Source organism: Caballeronia sp. RCC_10, from assembly GCF_041360715.1.
GTDB classification, from domain to species: domain Bacteria; phylum Pseudomonadota; class Gammaproteobacteria; order Burkholderiales; family Burkholderiaceae; genus Caballeronia; species Caballeronia grimmiae.
The window spans coordinates 235,935-255,019 of record NZ_JBFUPT010000005.1; the positions used below are offsets into that span (position 1 = coordinate 235,935).

General features: G+C 64.8%; 15 protein-coding genes. 11 read left to right on the forward strand and 4 right to left on the reverse strand.

Annotated elements, in window-relative coordinates:
• Positions 1 to 315 precede the first annotated feature (315 nt).
• Together AB6804_RS12660 and AB6804_RS12665 are read left to right on the forward strand one after the other, a co-directional pair.
• A complete protein-coding gene (locus AB6804_RS12660; RefSeq protein ID WP_370886732.1) occupies positions 316 to 1,938 on the forward strand; it encodes a methyl-accepting chemotaxis protein in 1,623 nt (540 codons plus the stop codon).
• A 1,373-nt stretch (positions 1,939 to 3,311) separates the two neighbouring features.
• Entirely contained in the window at positions 3,312 to 3,758 is a 447-nt protein-coding gene (locus AB6804_RS12665) for a hypothetical protein (protein WP_370886733.1), read from the forward strand.
• Positions 3,759 to 3,789: 31 nt separating this feature from the next.
• On the opposite strand, the gene AB6804_RS12670 is transcribed toward AB6804_RS12665, so the two are convergent.
• Both AB6804_RS12670 and AB6804_RS12675 read right to left on the reverse strand, forming a co-directional pair.
• Entirely contained in the window at positions 3,790 to 5,262 is a 1,473-nt protein-coding gene (locus AB6804_RS12670) for an HDOD domain-containing protein (protein ID WP_370886734.1), read from the reverse strand.
• 143 nt (positions 5,263 to 5,405) lie between these two features.
• Positions 5,406 to 7,277: a putative bifunctional diguanylate cyclase/phosphodiesterase gene (locus AB6804_RS12675; protein WP_370886735.1), complete on the reverse strand. Its 1,872-nt coding sequence runs from the start codon at positions 7,275 to 7,277 to the stop codon at positions 5,406 to 5,408.
• Between the two features lie 457 nt (positions 7,278 to 7,734).
• On the opposite strand from AB6804_RS12675, the gene AB6804_RS12680 reads away from it, so the two are divergent.
• The 3 genes from AB6804_RS12680 to AB6804_RS12690 are packed head-to-tail and all read left to right on the forward strand — an operon-like array spanning position 7,735 to position 10,107.
• Positions 7,735 to 8,997 carry an EAL and HDOD domain-containing protein gene (locus AB6804_RS12680; RefSeq protein ID WP_370886736.1) on the forward strand — a complete coding sequence of 421 codons (1,263 nt, stop codon included), beginning with the start codon at positions 7,735 to 7,737 and terminating at the stop codon, positions 8,995 to 8,997.
• 35 nt (positions 8,998 to 9,032) lie between these two features.
• Positions 9,033 to 9,590: a peroxiredoxin gene (locus AB6804_RS12685; protein WP_370886737.1), complete on the forward strand. Its 558-nt coding sequence runs from the start codon at positions 9,033 to 9,035 to the stop codon at positions 9,588 to 9,590.
• Between the two features lie 37 nt (positions 9,591 to 9,627).
• Positions 9,628 to 10,107, forward strand: a complete 480-nt coding sequence (locus tag AB6804_RS12690) for a hypothetical protein (protein WP_370886738.1) — start codon at positions 9,628 to 9,630, stop codon at positions 10,105 to 10,107.
• A 13-nt stretch (positions 10,108 to 10,120) separates the two neighbouring features.
• On the opposite strand, the gene cydB is transcribed toward AB6804_RS12690, so the two are convergent.
• Positions 10,121 to 11,128: a cytochrome d ubiquinol oxidase subunit II gene (gene cydB / locus AB6804_RS12695; protein ID WP_244794429.1), complete on the reverse strand. Its 1,008-nt coding sequence runs from the start codon at positions 11,126 to 11,128 to the stop codon at positions 10,121 to 10,123.
• A 41-nt stretch (positions 11,129 to 11,169) separates the two neighbouring features.
• Positions 11,170 to 12,633 carry a cytochrome ubiquinol oxidase subunit I gene (locus AB6804_RS12700; RefSeq protein ID WP_370886739.1) on the reverse strand — a complete coding sequence of 488 codons (1,464 nt, stop codon included), beginning with the start codon at positions 12,631 to 12,633 and terminating at the stop codon, positions 11,170 to 11,172.
• 212 nt (positions 12,634 to 12,845) lie between these two features.
• Here AB6804_RS12700 and sugE point away from each other — a divergent pair, with 212 nt between their 5' ends.
• The 6 genes from sugE (at position 12,846) to AB6804_RS12730 (ending at position 18,967) form a co-directional block, all read left to right on the forward strand.
• Complete coding sequence (gene sugE / locus AB6804_RS12705) at positions 12,846 to 13,166, forward strand: quaternary ammonium compound efflux SMR transporter SugE (RefSeq protein WP_035959833.1); 321 nt, start codon at positions 12,846 to 12,848, stop codon at positions 13,164 to 13,166.
• Between the two features lie 716 nt (positions 13,167 to 13,882).
• Positions 13,883 to 14,512, forward strand: a complete 630-nt coding sequence (locus AB6804_RS12710) for a DUF4126 domain-containing protein (protein ID WP_035959477.1) — start codon at positions 13,883 to 13,885, stop codon at positions 14,510 to 14,512.
• 110 nt (positions 14,513 to 14,622) lie between these two features.
• Positions 14,623 to 17,112 (forward strand): ABC transporter permease, encoded by a 2,490-nt coding sequence (locus AB6804_RS12715; protein ID WP_370886827.1) that lies wholly within the window; start codon positions 14,623 to 14,625, stop codon positions 17,110 to 17,112.
• A 21-nt stretch (positions 17,113 to 17,133) separates the two neighbouring features.
• Positions 17,134 to 17,568, forward strand: coding sequence for a group II truncated hemoglobin (locus tag AB6804_RS12720; protein ID WP_370886740.1), 435 nt, complete (start codon positions 17,134 to 17,136; stop codon positions 17,566 to 17,568).
• 86 nt (positions 17,569 to 17,654) lie between these two features.
• Positions 17,655 to 18,386 carry an alanyl-tRNA editing protein gene (locus AB6804_RS12725; protein WP_370886741.1) on the forward strand — a complete coding sequence of 244 codons (732 nt, stop codon included), beginning with the start codon at positions 17,655 to 17,657 and terminating at the stop codon, positions 18,384 to 18,386.
• A 2-nt stretch (positions 18,387 to 18,388) separates the two neighbouring features.
• Positions 18,389 to 18,967, forward strand: a complete 579-nt coding sequence (locus AB6804_RS12730) for a DUF924 family protein (protein WP_370886828.1) — start codon at positions 18,389 to 18,391, stop codon at positions 18,965 to 18,967.
• Positions 18,968 to 19,085 lie beyond the last annotated feature (118 nt).

Consider the following 19,085-nt stretch of genomic DNA (forward strand, 5'->3'; position numbering starts at 1 on the left):
TTGTCTCGGACTCTTCTTCGTTGCGATTCATGCGCGAACCGCATGTTTGCCAAGTTTAGGATGTCTCGCTCGCGGTGTGCTGCCAAGATTTGTCGCGAACCGGACACGAGGCGTGGAGTAATCATCAGACACATGCACTTTTTGGCCGGTTATAAGTGCGGATGGGAATCGCATCGACTGAAGCCAACGAACGCGCACGGTCGTGCCGATATCGTTAAAGAAAACCAGACTCATGCCGTAGATGAGCAAAGAAGCAGAGCATGAAAGCGCGTCACAAAGCGCATCGCTCGACCATAACGATTACGGGGATCATCGATGAAACTGCATACGCTGCGCGCCAGCAAGGGCGCGGGCTCACCGCGAGCGACCAGGCGCGGACTATCCGTCAAAGCGTCGCTGCGCCTCGCGTTCGGCCTCGTACTGGCGGGCACGCTGGCCATCGGCGCGATCGCGCTCACGCAGATCAGCCGTCTCAACGGCGCAACGGAATCGATCTATACGCAGGGTTATGTCGCGAGCCGGGCGGCCGAGGAAACGCGCGGTTATCTGCTGCGGGCGAGCCGTTCGCAGAAGATGCTGCTGACCGCGTCGACGGCGAAGGAGCGCGATGAACTCGGCGATCAGATCGGGCACGCGCTGACGGACATCGGCAAGGAGCAGTCGCAGTTGTCGCAGTACATGGATGGTGCCGACACCGATGCGCTCGCGCAGCACAAACGCTTTACCGCCGCGCTCGCGACGTGGAGCGGCAACCTGCGCACGTTCGTGAAGCTCGTGAAGGAACAGCCGCTCGATCTGTCGCAGATGAACTGGCAAGTCGGCACGCAGGACGTCTCGCTGCTCGTCGAGACCGGCAAGCTCGAGAAGATGGTCGATGAGCTCGTCGAGCGGCGCGGCGCGGCGGCCAAGCGCACGATCGACGCTGCCTCGTTCATTTTCCAGTCGTCGTTCGTGATGGTGCTGGCGTTGACGGCGGCGCTGTTCGTGCTGGCGATCGTCGTCAGTGAATGGATGGTACGGCGTCTTTCCGGCCAGCTTGGCGGCGAGCCGGCTTATGCGAAGGAGATCGCGAGCCGCATTGCTTCGGGCGATCTCGCGTATCCGATCGCGCTCAAGCGTCGCGACGACGCGAGCATGCTTTACGCGCTGTCCGAAATGCAGTCGGGCCTGTCAGCGACGGTCGGCGATATTGCGGCGAGCGCGGAGGCGATTGCGTCGGCGTCGAGCGAAATTTCGACGGGCAACGTCGATTTGTCGCGCCGCACGGAAGAGCAGGCTGTCGCGCTGGAGAAGACGGCGGCGAGCATGGAGCAGCTTACGTCGACGGTGCGCCAGAACGCGGACAACGCGATGCAGGCGACGACGCTGGCGCACAACGCGTCGGAGATTGCGGAGAAGGGCGGCACGGTGGTGAGCCGCGTCGTCGAGACGATGCAGCGTATCGATGCGAGCGCGAAGAGCATTGGCGACATCATCGGCGTGATCGAGGGGATTGCGTTCCAGACGAACATTCTTGCGTTGAACGCGGCGGTGGAAGCGGCGCGCGCGGGCGAGCAGGGGCGCGGCTTCGCGGTCGTTGCGGGCGAGGTGCGAAGCCTTGCGCAGCGTTCGTCGGCGGCGGCGAAGGAGATCAAGACGCTGATCGATACATCGGTGTCGCGTGTGTCCGATGGATCGACTTATGCGCAGGAAGCCGGTGCGACGATGGAAGAAGTCGTGAGGGCGGTGCGCCGGGTGACGGACATCATGGGCGAGATATCGGCGGCATCGGCGGAGCAGAAGACGGGCATCGAGGCGATCGGGCACGCGGTGTCGCAGATGGACGCGGGGACGCAGCAGAATGCCGCGCTCGTGGAGCAGGCGGCGGCTGCGGCTCAGTCGCTCGATGATCAGGCGCGGGCGCTTAAGGCGCTGGTGGGGAAGTTTCAGCTTTGCTGAGGGTGTTTGGTCTGCGGCTGGCGTTTGTTTGTCGGTGAGCTTGTATTCGTGTCGGTTTATTTGCTCGCCCCTCCCCGGGGCGGGGGTCACTTTCTTGGCTGTCGCCCAGAGTTGGCGCTTTAGCGCCTTACTCTGGTCCCATGCAAAGAAAGTAACCAGAGAAAGCAGCTTTTTTTCGAACCGCACGATGCACTGACTCGTGTGGTCGCTTCGTAGAACAGCGGTGGCACTCAGCTTGAAAGAGCCCTGAATCACCTTCCGCGCCCGCTGACAACTAGCGTCCTCCGAGCCCCTTGGCTCGTTAGCACCGGTCGTCTATCTCGTACCGCGCAAACAAAACAACATCGAGCGACAAAACGCGCAGACTGCAAGCCGCAAGCCGCAAGCCGCAAGCCGCAAGCCGCAAGCCGCAAGCCGCAAGCCGCAAGCCGCGAGCCGCGAGCCGCAAGCCGCGAGCCGCGAGCCGCGAGCCGCGAGCCGCAAACGCAAAACGCAAAAGGCAAAAGGCAAAAGGCAAAAGGCAAAAGGCAAAAGGCAAAAGGCAAAAGGCAAAAGGCAAAAGGCAAAAGGCACGCACAAGCACAAGCCAAGCAGCAGCCGGACTTTAAATGCTAACGGCACAACGTAGACGTCTCAGGGAAGTCGGACAATGGCAAAACGACTGACTGCTACGGCGCGGGGCGACTCAAGGGAGTCGATGCGCGAGCGGTGTAATGTGCGATCTATGCGGTAAGCGAAACTCGATTGCTTGGGCTGCTGATGAGAGATGCGTTTTCGAGGTGGCTAAACTAATGATGGTGTTAACGAGCCAAGGGGCTCGGAGGACGTTAGTAGTCAGCGGGCGCGGAAGGTGATTCAAGGCTCTTTCAAGCTGAGTGCCACCGCTGTTCTACGGAGTGGCCACACAAGCTAGTGCATCGTGCGGTTCGAAAAAAAGCTGCTTTCTTTGGTTACTTTCTTTGCAGCGGCAAAGAAAGTGACCCCCGCCCCGGGGAGGGGCGCGCAAATAGACCGACACGAATACAAGTTCAGCGAAAAACAGACTCAAGTTGCGAAGCTAAGAAATGCTGCATTCTTTGCATGGAACGAGAATAAGGAAGCGCCAACTCAGTTCGACAGGCAGAAACGTAACCCCCGCCCCGTGGACCGGGCAAGCAAACAGACCGACACGAACACAACCTCACCGCGCAAACCCAAAGCGCCCTTGCCAGCAACAGCAAGCCGAGACTAAAATCCCCGACCAAGGGCGCGGCAGCGGCGCCCCCTCTCGCGAAAGTCTTACGCACCTGCCACGCAACTCCGCCTCCGAATCGAACCGCAACGTCGAACCTTTACAGCCGCAGCGAGAACGGCGCATATAAGGGAACAACGTTATGTGGTCCACATCCTGTCCGATCGAATCTCCCGTCAGCAATAGCGACTACCTGCGCGAGCACGCGCGGCGACTGCTCCGGCAAGCCCGCGACGGCGATGCGAGCGCCACCTTGCCCGTCCTGCGTCGCCTGCTGGCAGCAAGCTCGAACGCAACCCGCAGTCAAAGCCTCACAAACCTCCACGCCTCGCGCAAAGATTTACAACTGAAGCACATGCTATCGATGCTCGCCGCCGAACTCGGCTACGCAACCTGGGACGCATGCAAGGCCGACATCGACACACGCGAAGCCAGAAGCATCGACCGGTACCGCTTCGACGCCGGCGCGTTCAACGACTTCGAGAAGAACTGGTTCGCAAGCGAGGCCGACGCGCTCGGCTGGCAGCGCAGCCACGGCGGCTACATCGTGCGATACGGCGAGCAAGCCGTGGCGATCCTGAAAAGCTGAGGGGCACGCGAACTGGAACGACATCGAGCAATCAGATCAGCTCGACTTCCTTCCAGTTCGCATTAGAAAAAAAACGGCTTAGCTCCCGCGTGAGCTCGTTGAGCGCGCTCATTTCCTGCGGCGAAATCTTGTGCACGTGCTGGCCAACCGTCCAGTCGCCATACACGAGTGCGACCGTCGTATCGTTCGCTTTCACCGGCAGCAGCACGAATGCCTGCGCTTCGCCGAGCGTCTCCTTATACCAGCGAGGCAGCCGAGCGTCGATGCGCGCATCGTGGGCATTCTCGATGAAGATGCCCACCGGATTCGTGATCGCAAGGTGGAACACGTCCGGCCGGAACTCGGCGGCAAAGCGCAACGCGGGCAGCATCGCCTCGATACCCGCACCCAGCCCGAGCCGCGCCTGGAATTCATTGGTGGCCTGGCGCACGAACACGACCGTGCGCGACAGCCCAAGCCCCGCGAGCACCGCTTCCGATGCAAGCGCGAGCACCGGCCCGAGCGCGTTCTTCGACGGCAGCGAGCGCATGTCCTCGAGGCTCGCGCCGATGCGCGCCTCCGCCGACACGCCGGCTCGCGCAATAGCGTCCGCATCCGCCTGCAACTCGACGATCTCGCGCATCACGCCGTCGCCGCTCTCTTCGCTGGCGAGCGCGAGGCTCATCGCCGCGAGCGTTTCGGCGTCAGTATTGAGCGCGCCGCAGTAGCGTTCGGCGAGATCGACCAGCATCGATTCGCGTCCATCCGCCGCCACGTTCTGCGCGGTGAGCGCATCGGCGACTTCGGTTGAATAGTTGGTGACGGCCTGCAGCCAGCGCACGTGCTTCGGCACGCTCTCGTCGGGCGGGGCAGTGGGGTCGCTTGCGCGCATGCCCGCGCGGATCGTCTCGGGAAGACGCCAGCGATCCGCTGCCTCGATGCCGATTTCCTCGAACGTGACACCCAACAGCTCGGCGCACGCGTGACTGTCGCTGATCTGCTCGGCAGCGGCCTTGCGCCGCAACTGATCCCATTCGTGCTCGAGATAGAACGCAACGAGCAGCTTGCCGATCTGCCGCATCAGCGTGCAGACGACGGCTTCCTCGGCCGATCGAAGGTCGATGCGTTCCGTGACCTGCCGTGCCACCGTGCCGGACAGCAGCGTGCGGTTCAGCTCCAGCTTCGCGTCGATACGGCGCGGCGCGCTGTGATGAAAGTGATCGACGAGCTTGAGCCCCACGACCAGATGCCCGACGGCGTCCATGCCGAGCACCATCAGCGCGCGGGTGACCGTCGTGATGTTGCCGCCGAAGGCCATGTACATGGCGGAATTGGCGAGGCGCAGCACCTTCTGCGTGAGCCCGAAGTCCGACAGCACGACTTGCACGAGCGCCGTGAAGTCGAGGTCGTCATCGCTCATCGCGGACACAGTCGTGCGCAGCGCCTGAGACAGCATCGGGAAATCCCCGCGCTCGCTCATGCGCCCCCACAGCTTGTCCAGTAGTTCGGCCTTGGTGCGTGCCATGCGTAATAAAACCCATCGTTCTCGCAACGGCTAATCCGAAGCGGCTGAAGCTCATCCATCCATTCGGCGTCTTGTTCCGAAGAGACCGACGGCGTCGATAAATCGAGGCGCGATCGTCGATTAGAACACGAACACGCGTACTCTCATAATGTCTCGTGTAGCAGCAGCGAGTGCGTCTGGAACGAGCGCGCCAGTTCCTCGGACGGCAGCGCATGGCTGATCAGCCAGCCCTGTATGTGATCGCAGCCGAGATCCGCGAGCAGATCGCGCTGCGCCTCCGTTTCGACGCCCTCGGCGACCAGCTCCAGCCCGAGGGACTGCGCAAGGCTCACGACCGCGCTGACGATCGCGCGGTTGTTGCGCGACGTAATCAGGTTGTCGACGAAGCTGCGGTCGATCTTGAGCTTCGACAGCGGAAAGCGCTGCAGATACGCAAGACTCGAATAGCCAGTGCCGAAGTCATCGACGGCGAAGCGGATGCCGAGCGAGCGCAGCGTCTCCAGCAGGCGCGTCGCTTCTTCCGGGTCCTTCATCAGCAGGCTTTCGGTGATCTCGAACACGACCCGTCCCGCATCGATGCCCGTCAGTGCAATGGCTTCCTTCACCGCCGTGACGAAACGCTTGTCGCGGAACTGCTGCGGCGACACGTTCACCGACACGTAATCCAGCCGGATGCCGATCGCGTCCCACTGCACGAGCTGCATGCACGCCGCTTTCAGCACCCAGTTCCCCAGGTAATTGATGAGGCCGATCGACTCCGCGAGCGGAATGAAGAGCGACGGCGGCACGAGCCCGTGCACCGGATGATTCCACCGCATCAGCGCTTCGACGCCGACGACCGCGCCCGTGCGGATCTTCGTGATCGGCTGGAAGAAGAGCGAAAACTCGCCGTTGCGCACGGCTTCGTAAAGATCGGCTTCGAGCTTCAGGCGCTCGGCGTCGGCGGGGTTGTCGTCGAAGGTATGGAACACCAGCGTGTTGCCGCCGGCCGCCTTCGCCTGCGCGAGCGCCAGATCGGCCATGCGCAGGAGGCTCGCCTGCACGCCGGGCTTGCCTTGCTTGCTCGCGGCTTTGTTCGCCGCCGCCAGATCGGGATAGAGCGCGACACCCACGCTCGCCGACAAATGCGTGTGCTGCCCGCGATATCGATACGGCTGCGCAATGGCGGTCAAGAGCCGCCGGCCGAGGCTTTCGGCGGCTTCCGCGGTCGCGCCGGCGGGCAGCAGCACGGCGAACTCGTCGCCGGCCATGCGCGCCACGCGCTCGCCATGGGCGGCGGTGTGCTGGATGCGCCGCGCGGTCTCGCGCAGCATGTCGTCGCCGGCGTCGTAGCCGAGCGCGCGATTGATGCGCTGATAGTCGTCGATATCGAGCAGCACGAGCGCCGCCTGCGAGCGCGTCTGTTCGGCTTCGGCCTGCGCCGCGCGAATCGCGCCTTCGAGCGCCGTCGCGTTTTCGAGGCCCGTCAGCGGATCGTGATGCAGCGCATGCACGAGCGACAGTTCCCGCTCGCGCCAGCGCGATACGTCGAATGCGGCGAGCGCGAAGCCCGGCGTGCCGAGCGCGTCGGTCGACATCAGGCGCAGCTCGACGCAGATCGGATAGGTCAGCGACTTCACCAGATTGAGCGTCGCGGATTCGAGCTTGCCGCTCGCGCGGGCGCGGGTGATCAGCGCGTTCAGTTCATCCGCTTCTTCCGACGGCACGAGATCGTGCAGCGTCAGCATATTCAGATAGTCGCGGTGATAGCCGATGAAATCGATGCTCGCATCCGACACATACTGAAAGCGCAGCGCGTCGTCGAGTTGCGCGAGGAAATCGACGGGGGCGAGCGTCGGCTCCAGTTGCGGCGAACGGGCTGGCCGCACGGCCGCCGCGGGGGCGTCGTCGACGAGGGGCGCGTTGTCGTGAGTCTCGCGGTTCTCTTGCGCGGGGGCGCCCCATGCGCGGCGCACCGCATCGAGCGCGATGCGCCAGGGTGCGCGGCGGGAGACGTTGATCCGGTTCGCTTGCATGGTCTGTTTAGGTTCTCGCGGCGACGCTCGCCGTCAGCGGTCGACGCAACGCACGCATCGGACGCTCGCGGCGGCGCGGTGGCCGCATCGAGCGGCTACCGGGCTGGCCGTGCCGGCACGGCGCGGCACGCTCTATCAGGCGAGTTATCGGCGGCGCGGGCGATTTCTTTAATCTGCACGGGTGAAAGCCGCTTCATGCTCGCGCCCGCGATTTCGTTTACAGTGGCGCGTTTTGGCGATTGACCGCCGCGCGTCCCGCGCCGCGCGGTTCGATCCGATCCGCGAACCTGCTCGACACGTTTTGCCTCATGTTCGACGCCGTTAGACCGCCTCCCGCGCCCGCCCGCATCCACCGGCCCGCGTGCCTCGCCTGCGCCTCGTGGCCCTTCGCGCAAACCTTTGCGCACGCTGCGGGCGCGACCGCACGCCGCGGCGTTGCGTTCAGCCTGTTCCCGTCATGAACGATTTCCCGTCGACGCGTGCTCCGCGCGTCTATGTCGGACGCCAGCCGATTCTCGATGGCGCCGGCGCGCTCGCCGCCTACGAACTGCTCTTTCGCGACAGCCCCGACAATCGCGCGCGCGTGCACGACGACGTCCAGGCGACCGCCCACGTCGTCGCGCGCACGGTGGGGGAGATTGGCGTATCGGCGGTGCTCGGACTGCATCCGGGCTACGTGAACATGAACCGCGAGCTGATCTTCGACGACATCGTGCATCTGATGCATCCCGAGCGCTTCGTGCTGGAACTGCTCGAAAGCATCGTGTTCGACGACGCACTTTTCAAGCGATGCGCGCAGTTGCGCCGCGAAGGCTTCCGCTTCGCGCTCGACGATGTCACGCGCATCGACGACACGCTGCTCGCCGCGCTGCCATCGGTCGATATCGTCAAGGTGGATCTGCTCGCGGCGGAGCGCGCCGAACTGCCTGAGCTCGCGTCGATCGCGAAGAAGCACGGCAAACTGCTCGTCGCGGAGAAGGTGGAAACGCACGAGGGTTTCGTCGAAGCACGCGATCTCGGCTTCGATCTGTTTCAGGGCTATTTCTTCGCCCGGCCGCAAGTGCTGTCGGCGCGTCGCGCGAGCCCTGCGCGCGGCACGCTGTTGCGGCTGCTCGCGGTGCTCGGCGCCGAGCCGGGGCTGCGCGAACTCGAAGCCGAACTGAAGCGCAATCCGGACATCGTGCTGCAACTCATGCGTCTCGCCAATTCGAGCGCCCATGCGCGCGGGCGGCGGGTGTCGTCGCTGCGCGATGCGGTGGCCGCAGCCGGCACGCGCCAGTTGATGCGCTGGACGCAATTGCTGCTCTACGCCGATGGCAGCGGCCTGCCGTGGCGCTCCGATCCGCTGCTGCAACTCGTCGGCGCGCGGGCGCGATTCATGGAACTCGCGGCGCACGCGCTGCGTCCATCGGACGAAGCCTTCTCCGATGCCGCGTTCATGGCCGGCGTGTTCTCGCTCGTGCACGTGGTGCTCGACATGCAGCCGGCGCAAATTGTCGATAAGCTGCACCTGGCGGCCGATATCCGCTCGGCGATACTTGGCGGCGAAGGCGTGCTCGGCGCGCTGCTCGGCATCGCGCAGGCGGCTGAACAGGGCGATACCCGCGCGATCGATACATGCCGGCTCGCCGAGCCCGCGCTCGATGCGCTCACGCCCGCGCTGCTCGCGAGGCTGCAAGTGGAGGCCGCGGCGTGGTTCGCGGGGCAGCCGCTCGACTGAGCGCGCTCCGATCAACCTCACGGTGAGAGATGCACATGAAGAACAGAATCGCGAAGGCCCTCGCGGCGATCGTCTGCGTCGCTGCTGCTTATCCGCTCACGGCAGGCGCGACGCTCGGACCGGGCGATGCCGCGCCTGACTTCGTCGCGAAAGCGTCGCTGGGCGGCAATGTCTACGATTACTCGCTCGCCGACGCGCTGAAGAAAGGCCCCGTCGTGCTGTATTTCTATCCGGCGGCGTTCACGAAGGGCTGCACGATCGAGGCGCATCAGTTCGCCGAAGCGGTCGATCAGTACAAGGCCGAAGGCGCGACGGTGATCGGCGTATCGCATGACGACATCGACACACTCAAGCGCTTCTCGGTGAGCGAATGCCGCAGCAAGTTCCCGGTCGCCGCCGATGCCGATTCGAAGATCATCCATTCCTACGACGCCGCCATGCCGATGAAAAGCTCGATGGCGAATCGCGTGTCGTATGTCATCGCGCCCGACGGCAAGGTGATCTATGAATACACGAGCCTGTCGCCGGATCAGCATGTCACGAAAACGCTGCAGGCGCTGCGCGACTGGAACGCGAAGCACAAGGCGCAGTGACGGCCGCACTTCACGCGATCAGACGGAGATAAGCGACATGCCGATCGTCCTTGCGCTCATCGCGCTTGGCGCGCTCATCTACGGCGCGGTGTGGTCCTTCGACGCGATCGATGCGCGCTTCGGGCTTTCGGTCGCGATCGGCGCGGCTTTGGCGGCGGCGGCGGCAATCGCGGCGGGCGTTGCTTTCTGGCTCGCGCGGCGTCGCGAGATTGCGCCGAACCTGCCGCGCATCAAGGGCGATGACGGCGCCGGCTGGACGCACGAACTCGCGCGCGAGTGGGGCAGCGTGCGGCTCGCGGCGGGCAAGCGGCTGCTCGACGTGCGCGTCGGCGATGCGGGCGGCAGCTATATTTTCGCGGACCTGCGCGGGGCGCGGGCCGATGAAAGCAGCGGATGGCATGTACTGCTCGATGTCGTCGATCCGGCGCACGGCCAGTGGCGTCTGCCGATGCGCAATCGCGCGGAGGCGCGTCAGTGGGCGCGCATCCTGTCGCTCGCGGTGCAGCAGAAGCTCTGAGCCGGGCGTCGCGTCATTCGACGTGATAGCCGATATCGCCGCGCACCTTGCCGCGAAACACCCAATACGACCACGTCACGTAGACCATCAGCACGGGCAGGAGAAACATCGTGCCGATCAGGAAGAACTGATGCGAGATCGGCGACGCCGATGCCTCCCACAGCGTCACCGAGGGCGGCGCGATGTACGGCCACAGACTGATGACGAGCCCGGTGAACGCGAGAAAGAACAGGCCCATCGAGCAGACGAAGGGCAGAGCTTCGCGGCCCTTGCCGAGGCTCGACCAGAGCGTCCACGCGAGGAGCGCGGTGAGTATCGGCACTGGCGCGAACGCGATGCTGCCCGGAAAGCCGAACCATCGCGCGGCGATGCGCGCATCCTCGAGCGGCGTCCACACGCTGATGAGCACGATGAACGCGATCACGCCGATCAGCGCGTAACGCGCCATCCTGCGGCCCCAGTCCTGCAATTCGCCTTCCGTTTTCAGGACGAGCCACGTCGCGCCCTGCAGCGAATAGCCGAAGATTAGCCCGACGCCGACGAGCAGCGGAAACGGCGCGACCCAGTCCCAGCTCGTTCCGGCGAACTGGCGTCCGCTGATCGGAAAGCCCTGAATGAACATGCCGAGCACGATGCCTTGCGCGAAGGTCGCGACGAGCGAGCCGTACGCGAACGCGCGATCCCACAGCCACTTGCGCGCGCCGGTCACTTCGCGGAACTCGAATGCGACGCCGCGAAAGATCAGGCCGAGCAGCATGAAGAGAATCGGGAAGTAGACCGCCGGGACGATGATCGCGAATGCAAGCGGAAACACGGCGAACAGGCCGCCGCCGCCGAGCACGAGCCACGTCTCGTTGAAGTCCCATACGGGCGCGACGGAGTTGATCATCAGGTTGCGTTCTTCGGAATCGCGGCGCAGCAGAAACAGCATGCCGACGCCGAGGTCGAAGCCGTCGAGCAGCACGTACATGAACACGGCCAGCGCGAGAATGGCGGCCCACAGCGGCACGAGATCGAGCATCGCGGTTCTCCGTTCGATGATTCGCAAGGATGATCGACTGGCTAGTTGCGCCGGCGCGGCGGCACGATATCGTCGCTAGTCGCGACGCGTCCCGACTGCCGCGACGTCTCGCCGCCCGACGACACCGCCGACAGTGGCCGCGCCGCCCGCGTCTTCGGCTGAAGGCTCTCGTTCTCGTGATCCTGCGTCGCCTGCGCAGGCCCGATACGCACCAGACGCCGCAGCAGAATGAAGCCCGCGCCGAAGATCACCGCATAGGCGAGCATGTAGAGCAGCCACGACAGCGCGACATCGCCGGTGGTGAGCGAGGGCGTCACCGAATCGCGCGTGCGGAGGATGCCGTACACGGTCCACGGCTGGCGGCCGGCTTCGGTCGTCGTCCATCCGGCGATCACCGCGATGAAGCCGAGCGGCATCGTGAAAGTCGCCGCGCGCAGCCATCGCGGGCTGTTTTCCAGCTTGCCGCGCGCGAACAGCACGATGCCGGTCAGGACGGTCGCGAGCATCAGCAGCGCCACGCCGACCATGAGGTGGAACGCGAAGAACACGACCGCGACCGGCGGACGATCCTCGCGCGGAAAATCCTTCAGTCCGCGCACGACGCCGTTCGGATCGTGCGTGAGGTAGAGGCTGCCGAGCACGGGTATCGAAATTTCGAAGTGATTGCGCTCCTCGTCCTGATCGGGAATCGAGAAGAGATTCGCCGGCACGCGCGATCGGGTTTCCCACAGCGCCTCCATCGCCGCGAGCTTGGCGGGCTGATGCTTGAGCGTGTTGAGGCCGTGCGCGTCGCCGATCACCATCTGGAGCGGCACCATGATGGCGAGAAAGATCAGCGACATTTTCAGCATCACGCGGCTTTCTTCGATCGCGCGCCGCTGCCGCATGTACATCGCGGCGACGCCGAGTATGACGAAGGCGGTCGTCACCAGAAACGCGGTCACGGTATGCGCGAGCCGGAACGGAAACGACGGCGAGAAGATGACGTCGAAGAAGCTCACCACGTCGAAGCGCCCGTCCGGCAGGATGCGATAGCCCTGCGGCGTCTGCATCCAGCTATTGACGGCGAGAATCCAGAACGAGGAGATGAGCGTGCCGATCGCGACGAACATCGCGGACATCACGTGCGCCCACTGCGGCACGAGCTTGCGGCCGAACAGCAGCACGCCGAGAAACGCCGATTCGAGGAAGAACGCGGTCAGCACTTCGTAGCCCATCAGCGAGCCGACGACATTCGCGGTCTTGTCGGCGTAGCGGCTCCAGTTGGTGCCGAACTGAAATGGCATCACGATGCCCGATACCACGCCCATGCCGAACGACACCGCGAAAATCTTCAGCCAGAACGAGGAGAGGCGGCGAAAGACATCGCGCTTCGTGACCCACCAGTTGAATTCGAGCGTCGCGATAAAGCACGAGAGGCCGACCGTGAAAGCGGGCAGCAGGATGTGGAACGCGACCACCCACGCGAACTGGAAACGGGACAGCAGCACCGAGTCGATATGCATGAATGCTCCCTTGGCGGGTTATTCGTTGCTTCGTTGGTCGCTTGGTTCGTTGCTTCTTGATACACCAGTTTCGCCGATCGGGCGTCGCCCTGTGCCGATGCGCCGCTGCGATACAATCGCAGGTTGATTTCGCTTTAGCTATAGCCGTGCCGGACGACCGCACGCGCTTCGACTCATCGGGGACGGCCCCGCTTCTACAGGGAGTCAACCCCGTGTCCTGGATTCTTCTTTTCATCGCCGGTTTGCTCGAAGTTGCGTGGGCCGCCGGGCTCAAATCGTCCGAGGGCTTCACCAGACTCGGGCCGTCCGTCTTCACGCTCATCACCGCCGCCGGCAGCTTCGTGCTGCTCGCGATGGCCATGCGCCAGTTGCCGCTCGGCACCGCCTATGCCGTGTGGACGGGCATCGGCGCGGTCGGCGCGTTCGTGTTCGGCATCGTGTTCATGGGCGAGGCGGTTTCGGCGGGGCGCATTGCCAGTGCGGTGCTGATTATCGCGGGGCTGGTTGGCCTCAAGATGACGTCGGGACATTGAGTCGTTGCATCGTTGCGCTTCTGGCAGCTAGCCGGGCGGTGGTTCCGGGAACGGTAATGGCTCGGATGCCCGGTGCACCGCGCACTTTTTGCATGGATATAATGGTCTCAGATCCGTCTTAATATTGGTTTGAGGGCGGTTGGGCAGGCAGGGCGTCAGTTCGTTGCCGGTTTTGCTTGGGGCCGAAGCAGGCGCTCAAGCGCCAACTTAGGCCGACCGCGCTGCATGGGACGGTAGTGGGCGCTGAAGCGCTAACTGCGTCGACAGCTTTGCATGGGGCCGGAGTAAGCGCTGAAGCACTAACTCCAGCCGACAACTTTGCATGGGACGGCAGTAAGCGCTGAAGCGCTAACTGCGTCGACAGCTTTGCATGGGGCCGGAGTAAGCGCTGAAGCACTAACTCCAGCCGACAGCTTTGCATGGGACGGCAGTAAGCGCTGAAGCGCCAACTGCCGTCGACAGCTTTGCATGGGGCCGGAGTAAGCGCTGAAGCTCTAACTCCGGCCGACAGCTTTGCATGGGACGGCAGTAAGCGCTAAAGCGCTAACTGCCGTCGACAGCTCTGCATGGGACGGCAGTAAGCGCTAAAGCGCTAACTGCCGTCGACAGCTCTGCATGGGGCCGGAGTAAGCGCTAAAACGCTAACTCCGGCCGACAGCTTTGCATGGGACGGCAGTAAGCGCTAAAGCGCTAACTGCCGTCGACAGGAGACAGCAATGCTAGAGTCACTTTCGCTCGCCGCAGGCCTCTCATGGGCGAGCGGGCTGCGCCTGTACCTCACCGTCTTCATCGCCGGCCTGTTCGAGCGCATCGGCCTTATCCACCTGCCGGATTCCCTCGCAGTCCTCGCCTCGCCATGGGTCATCGGCGTCGCAGGCTTCCTCACGGTCGTCGAATTTCTCGCCGATAAAATCCCCGCGCTCGATTCGCTCTGGGACGCCGTCCATACCCTGATCCGCATTCCCGCCGGCGCGGTGCTCGCCGCCGGCTCGCTCGGTCACGCCGATCCCGCCATGCTCACCGTCGCGGCGCTCGCGGGCGGCACGCTCGCCGGGGCGTCGCACTTCGCGAAGGCGGGCACGCGCGCGCTCATCAATCTGTCGCCGGAACCGGTGTCGAACTGGGCGGCGTCCGCCACCGAAGACGTCGGCGCGCTCGGCGGCCTCGCGCTCGCGTTCTTCCTGCCCTTGCTCTTCCTCGTGATGCTGATCGCGTTCCTCATCGTGGCCGGATGGGCGCTGCCGCGTCTCGTGCGCGGCGTGCACGGCGGCGTGCTGCGCATGGCGAAGCACATGATGCCGGGCACGCACCATCCGATCAGCCGACTGCGGAGCAAGCACGATTGAGCACCGCGGCCCGTAACGACAAACCCGCGGCTAAAGCGTCGCCCTCGCTCCACGAAACGCATCCGACAGCCGGACTCGACTTCCTGCAGACCGTGCGCCAGGCGTGGCGCATGACCGCACGCGACTGGCGCGCCGGCGAGCTGACGATGCTGCTGCTCGCGCTGGTGCTGGCCGTCGCGGCGCTGTCGAGCGTCGGCTTTCTCGCGGATCGCATGCGTCAGGGCCTCGCCCGCGATGGCCGCCAGATGATCGCAGCCGATTTCGTCGTGCGCGCCGATCATCCCGTCGATGCGATCTTCGCCGCGCAAGCCCGCTCGCTCGGGCTGGAGACCGCCGGCACGACCATCTTCCCGAGCATGATCAGCGGGACATCGCGCGAACCGTTGTCGCGGCTCGCGGCGATCAAGGGCGTGACGGCCGGCTATCCGCTGCGCGGGGCGCTACGCATCGCGCCGGCGCCCGATACGCCCGACGCGCCCGCGCAAGGCATCCCCGCGCCCGGCACGGTCTGGGTCGATCCGGCGCTGCTCGATGCACTGAAGACCAAAGTCGGCGGGACGGTCAAAGTCGGCACGCGGACCTTCACGGTGGCCGCCGTCATCACGCGGGAGCTGGATCGCGGCTTCTCGTTCGTCAACTTTTCGCCGCGTCTGATGATGCGCGCCGATGAAATCGCCGGGACGGGCCTGCTCGGGTATGGAAGCCGCGTAACCTATCGGTTGCTCGTGGCCGGGCCGGACGCGCAAGTGGAGCGCTTCGCGCAGTTCGCCCGCGAGAAGACCGACGGCGGCAAGCTGCGCGGCGTGTCGCTCGAATCGCTGTCGGATGGTCAGCCGCAAGTGCGGCAGACGATCGACCGCGCGAGCCACTTCCTGACGCTCGTGTCGCTGTTGACGGCGCTGCTCGCGGCGGTCGCCATCGCGATGGCCGCGCACCGCTTCGCGCGACGCCACCTCGACGGCTGCGCCGCGATGCGCTGTCTCGGTGTCAGCCAGCGCACGCTGCGCGCGCTCTTCCTGAACGAATTCCTGGCGATCGGCGTGATCGGCAGCGCGGCGGGCATCGCGCTCGGCTTCATCGGTCATCTCGTGTTGCTGCACTGGCTCGGCTCGCTCGTCGATGTGGAACTGCCGCAGGCGAGCGTCTGGCCGGCGCTCGAAGGCATCGCGATGGGGCTCGTGCTGCTGCTCGGCTTCGCGCTGCCGCCGCTGTTGCCGCTCACGCGCGTGCCGCCGGTCCACGTGATCCGCCGCGAACTCGGCGACGCCGGGCGTGTCGCTTACGCGGCCTACGGTGTCGGCGTGCTGCTGTTCGCGGGACTGCTCGTCATCGCGGCGGGGGAATGGAAGCTTGGCGGCATCGTCGCGGGCGGCTTTGCGGCGGGGCTGTTGCTGTTCGGCGCGATCGCGCGGGCGGCGCTGTGGGCGGCGGCGCGCTTCGTGCGGCGCGAAAAAAGCCGCGCGGGCGTCGGCTGGCGCTATGCACTCGCGTCGCTGGAGCGGCGCAGCGGGGCGAGCGCGTTGCAGATCACCGCGCTCGGCATCGGGTTGATGTGCCTGTTGCTGATCGCGATGACGCGCAACGATCTCATCAAGGGATGGCGCGACGCCACGCCGCCCGACGCGCCCAACGAATTCCTGATCGACATCCAGCCGGAGCAGCGCGACGGCGTGCTCGCCTATCTGCATGGACACGGTCAGCCGCAAGCCGCGCTATCGCCGATGGTGCGCGCGCGTCTCGTGTCGATCAACGGCAAGCCGGTCAATCCGGACAGCTACGAAAGAGCCGATGCAAAGCGGCTCGTCGACCGTGAATTCAACCTCTCTTACACGACCGCCTTGCCGGACGACAACCGCGTGACGCAGGGCGCGTGGTTCGGCACGAGCGCGAAGCCGCAGGTGTCGATCGAAGAGGGCATCGCGAAGACCATCCGCGTCAAAATGGGCGACGTGCTGCGCTTCGATGTCGCCGGTCTGCCGGTGGAAGCGCCCGTGACGAGCCTGCGCAAGGTCGACTGGAATTCGTTCAAGGTCAACTTCTTCGTGCTGATGCCGGCCGAGGCGCTCGCCGATCTGCCCGCGACGTTCATTACGAGCTTCCATCTGCCCGCCGACGACCAGCGCATGATCGACGGCCTGATCGCGGCTTACCCGAACGTAACGGCCATCGATACCGCGCCGATCCTCGCGCAGATTCAGCGCACGCTCGCGCAGGTGATCGGCGCGGTCCAGTTCCTGTTCCTGTTCACGCTCGCGGCGGGCGTGCTCGTGCTGTACGCGGCGCTTGCGGGCACGCGCGACGAGCGGATGCGCGAATCGGCGCTGCTGCGGGCGCTCGGCGCGTCGCATCGGCAGGTGCGGTCGGTGCAGGTCGCCGAATTCGTCGCGGTCGGCGCGCTCGCGGGGCTGATGGCCGCCCTCGGCGCGCAAGGCATCGGTTATGTGCTGGCCTCGCGCGTGTTTGAATTCCATATCGATTTCAATCCGTGGCTCGTGCCGGCGGGCATCGTCGCGGGCATCGCGTGCGCGGGGCTCGGCGGCTGGATGAGCCTGCGCCGCGTGTTGGCGCGTCCGGCGCTGCAATCCTTGCGTGACGCGTAGTTTCTCGTAGAAAGCAAAGCAATGAGCGAAGTGAATCAACCATCCTCCGGCGACGAAACGAGCAATCGCGACCACGCGCCGACCGCGTTCGAGCTGGTCGGCGGCGAGGAGCGCGTGCGTGCGCTCGTCGACCGTTTTTATGACCTGATGGACCTGGAGCCCGAATTCGCGGGCATCCGCGCGCTGCATCCGCCGACGCTCGACAATTCGCGCGACAAGACCTTCTGGTTCCTGTGCGGCTGGATGGGCGGGCCGGATCACTACATCAGCCGCTTCGGCCATCCGCGCTTGCGGGCGCGGCATCTGCCGTTCGCGATTGCATCCGCCGAGCGCGATCAATGGCTGCGCTGCATGGCCTGGGCGATGGAAGACATCGGCCTGCCCGAGCCGCTGCGCGAACGCCTGCTGACTTCCTTCTTGGATACCGCCGACTGGATGCGCAACCGTCCCGGTTGATTCGCCTGCTTTTGTATCGGGCGAGCCGGCGTTCGTTTGCGGCATCATCTCTCGATTACCGGCAAGCCAACCGAGGACATGAAGTCATGAGCACACGCGCACTCTTTCGCGAGGACGCCTATCAAACGCGCTGCGACGCGATCATCACCGCGATCGACGAAGCGGGCATCCATCTCGATCAGACCGTGTTCTATCCGCTCGGCGGCGGTCAGGCCGGCGATGCGGGCACGCTGACGCTCGCGGACGGCACGGTCATCGCCATCGCCGATACGCGCAAGGCGAAGTTCGAAGGCGCGACGCCCGACGACGCCGTGCACGTGCCCGCGCCCGGCCAGGAAGACGCGCTCGCGAAGCTGAAGGTGGGTGACAGGGTGAGCGCGGAGATCGACTGGGAGCGGCGGTATCGGCATATGCGGCTGCATACGGCGAGCCATCTGATTTGCGCCGTGCTGCCGTATCCGGTCGATGGCTGCAGCATCACGATGGACTACGCCCGGCTCGATCTCGCCACCGTCGAACCGATCGAGCGGGAAGACGTGGAGACGAAACTGCGCGAGCTGATCGGCGGATCGCACGACGTGCGCACCGAATGGATCACCGACGACGAAATGGCCGCGCGCCCCGAACTGGTTCGCACGATGAGCGTGAAGCCGCCGATGGGTCTCGGACGCGTGCGGCTCTTGCGCATCGAGAACGTGGATTTGCAGCCGTGCGGCGGCACACATGTGCGCAATACCGGCGAGATCGGCGGGCTGCGCATTGCGAAGCTCGAGAAGAAGAGCGCGCGCACGCGGCGGCTCGTGCTGGAACTGGCTTGAGCATCGATCCTGGCGCGCAGGCGGTTCTCGATGCGTGGTTCGGCGTTGAGGGATCGCCCGAGTTCGGGACCGAGCGCAAACAATGGTGGACGAAAAAGCGCGCGTTCGACGCGATGCTCAGCGAGCGCTTCGGTCCATTGCTCGAGGAAGCGCAGGCGGGCGGCTTGCGCGATTGGGAGCGCACGCCGCTCGGCGCGCTTGCGCTGATCGTGCTGCTGGATCAGTTGTCGCGCAATTGCCATCGCAATACCCCGCGTGCGTTTGCGGGCGATCGGCGGGCGCTCGCGCTGGCAGCGTCAATGGTCGAGAAGGGCGACGATCTGCGTTTGCCGACGGCGTACCATCGCGCGTTCGCGTATATGCCGTTCGAACACGATGAAACGATGCCGAGCCAGCGCGGATCGCTGCGTCTATTTCAGAAGCTGAAAGATGAGACGGGCGTCGCGAGCTTCTACGAATCGGCGGTGGAGCATGCGGACGTCATCGCGCGGTTCGGAAGATTTCCGCACCGCAACCGGATTCTTGGGCGAGAGACTTCGGCGGAGGAAGATGCGTGGCTCGCGAAGCATGGGGGGTTTTGATGCGGAGCAGCGGATGCCGATCTCTCGCGAGTTTTCGATCATCACGGTTAATGCCGCCGTCTTGTCGGCGTTAACCCGCCGACTGTGCGTTATCCGTTGCCGCGAAGCACGGTCGCGT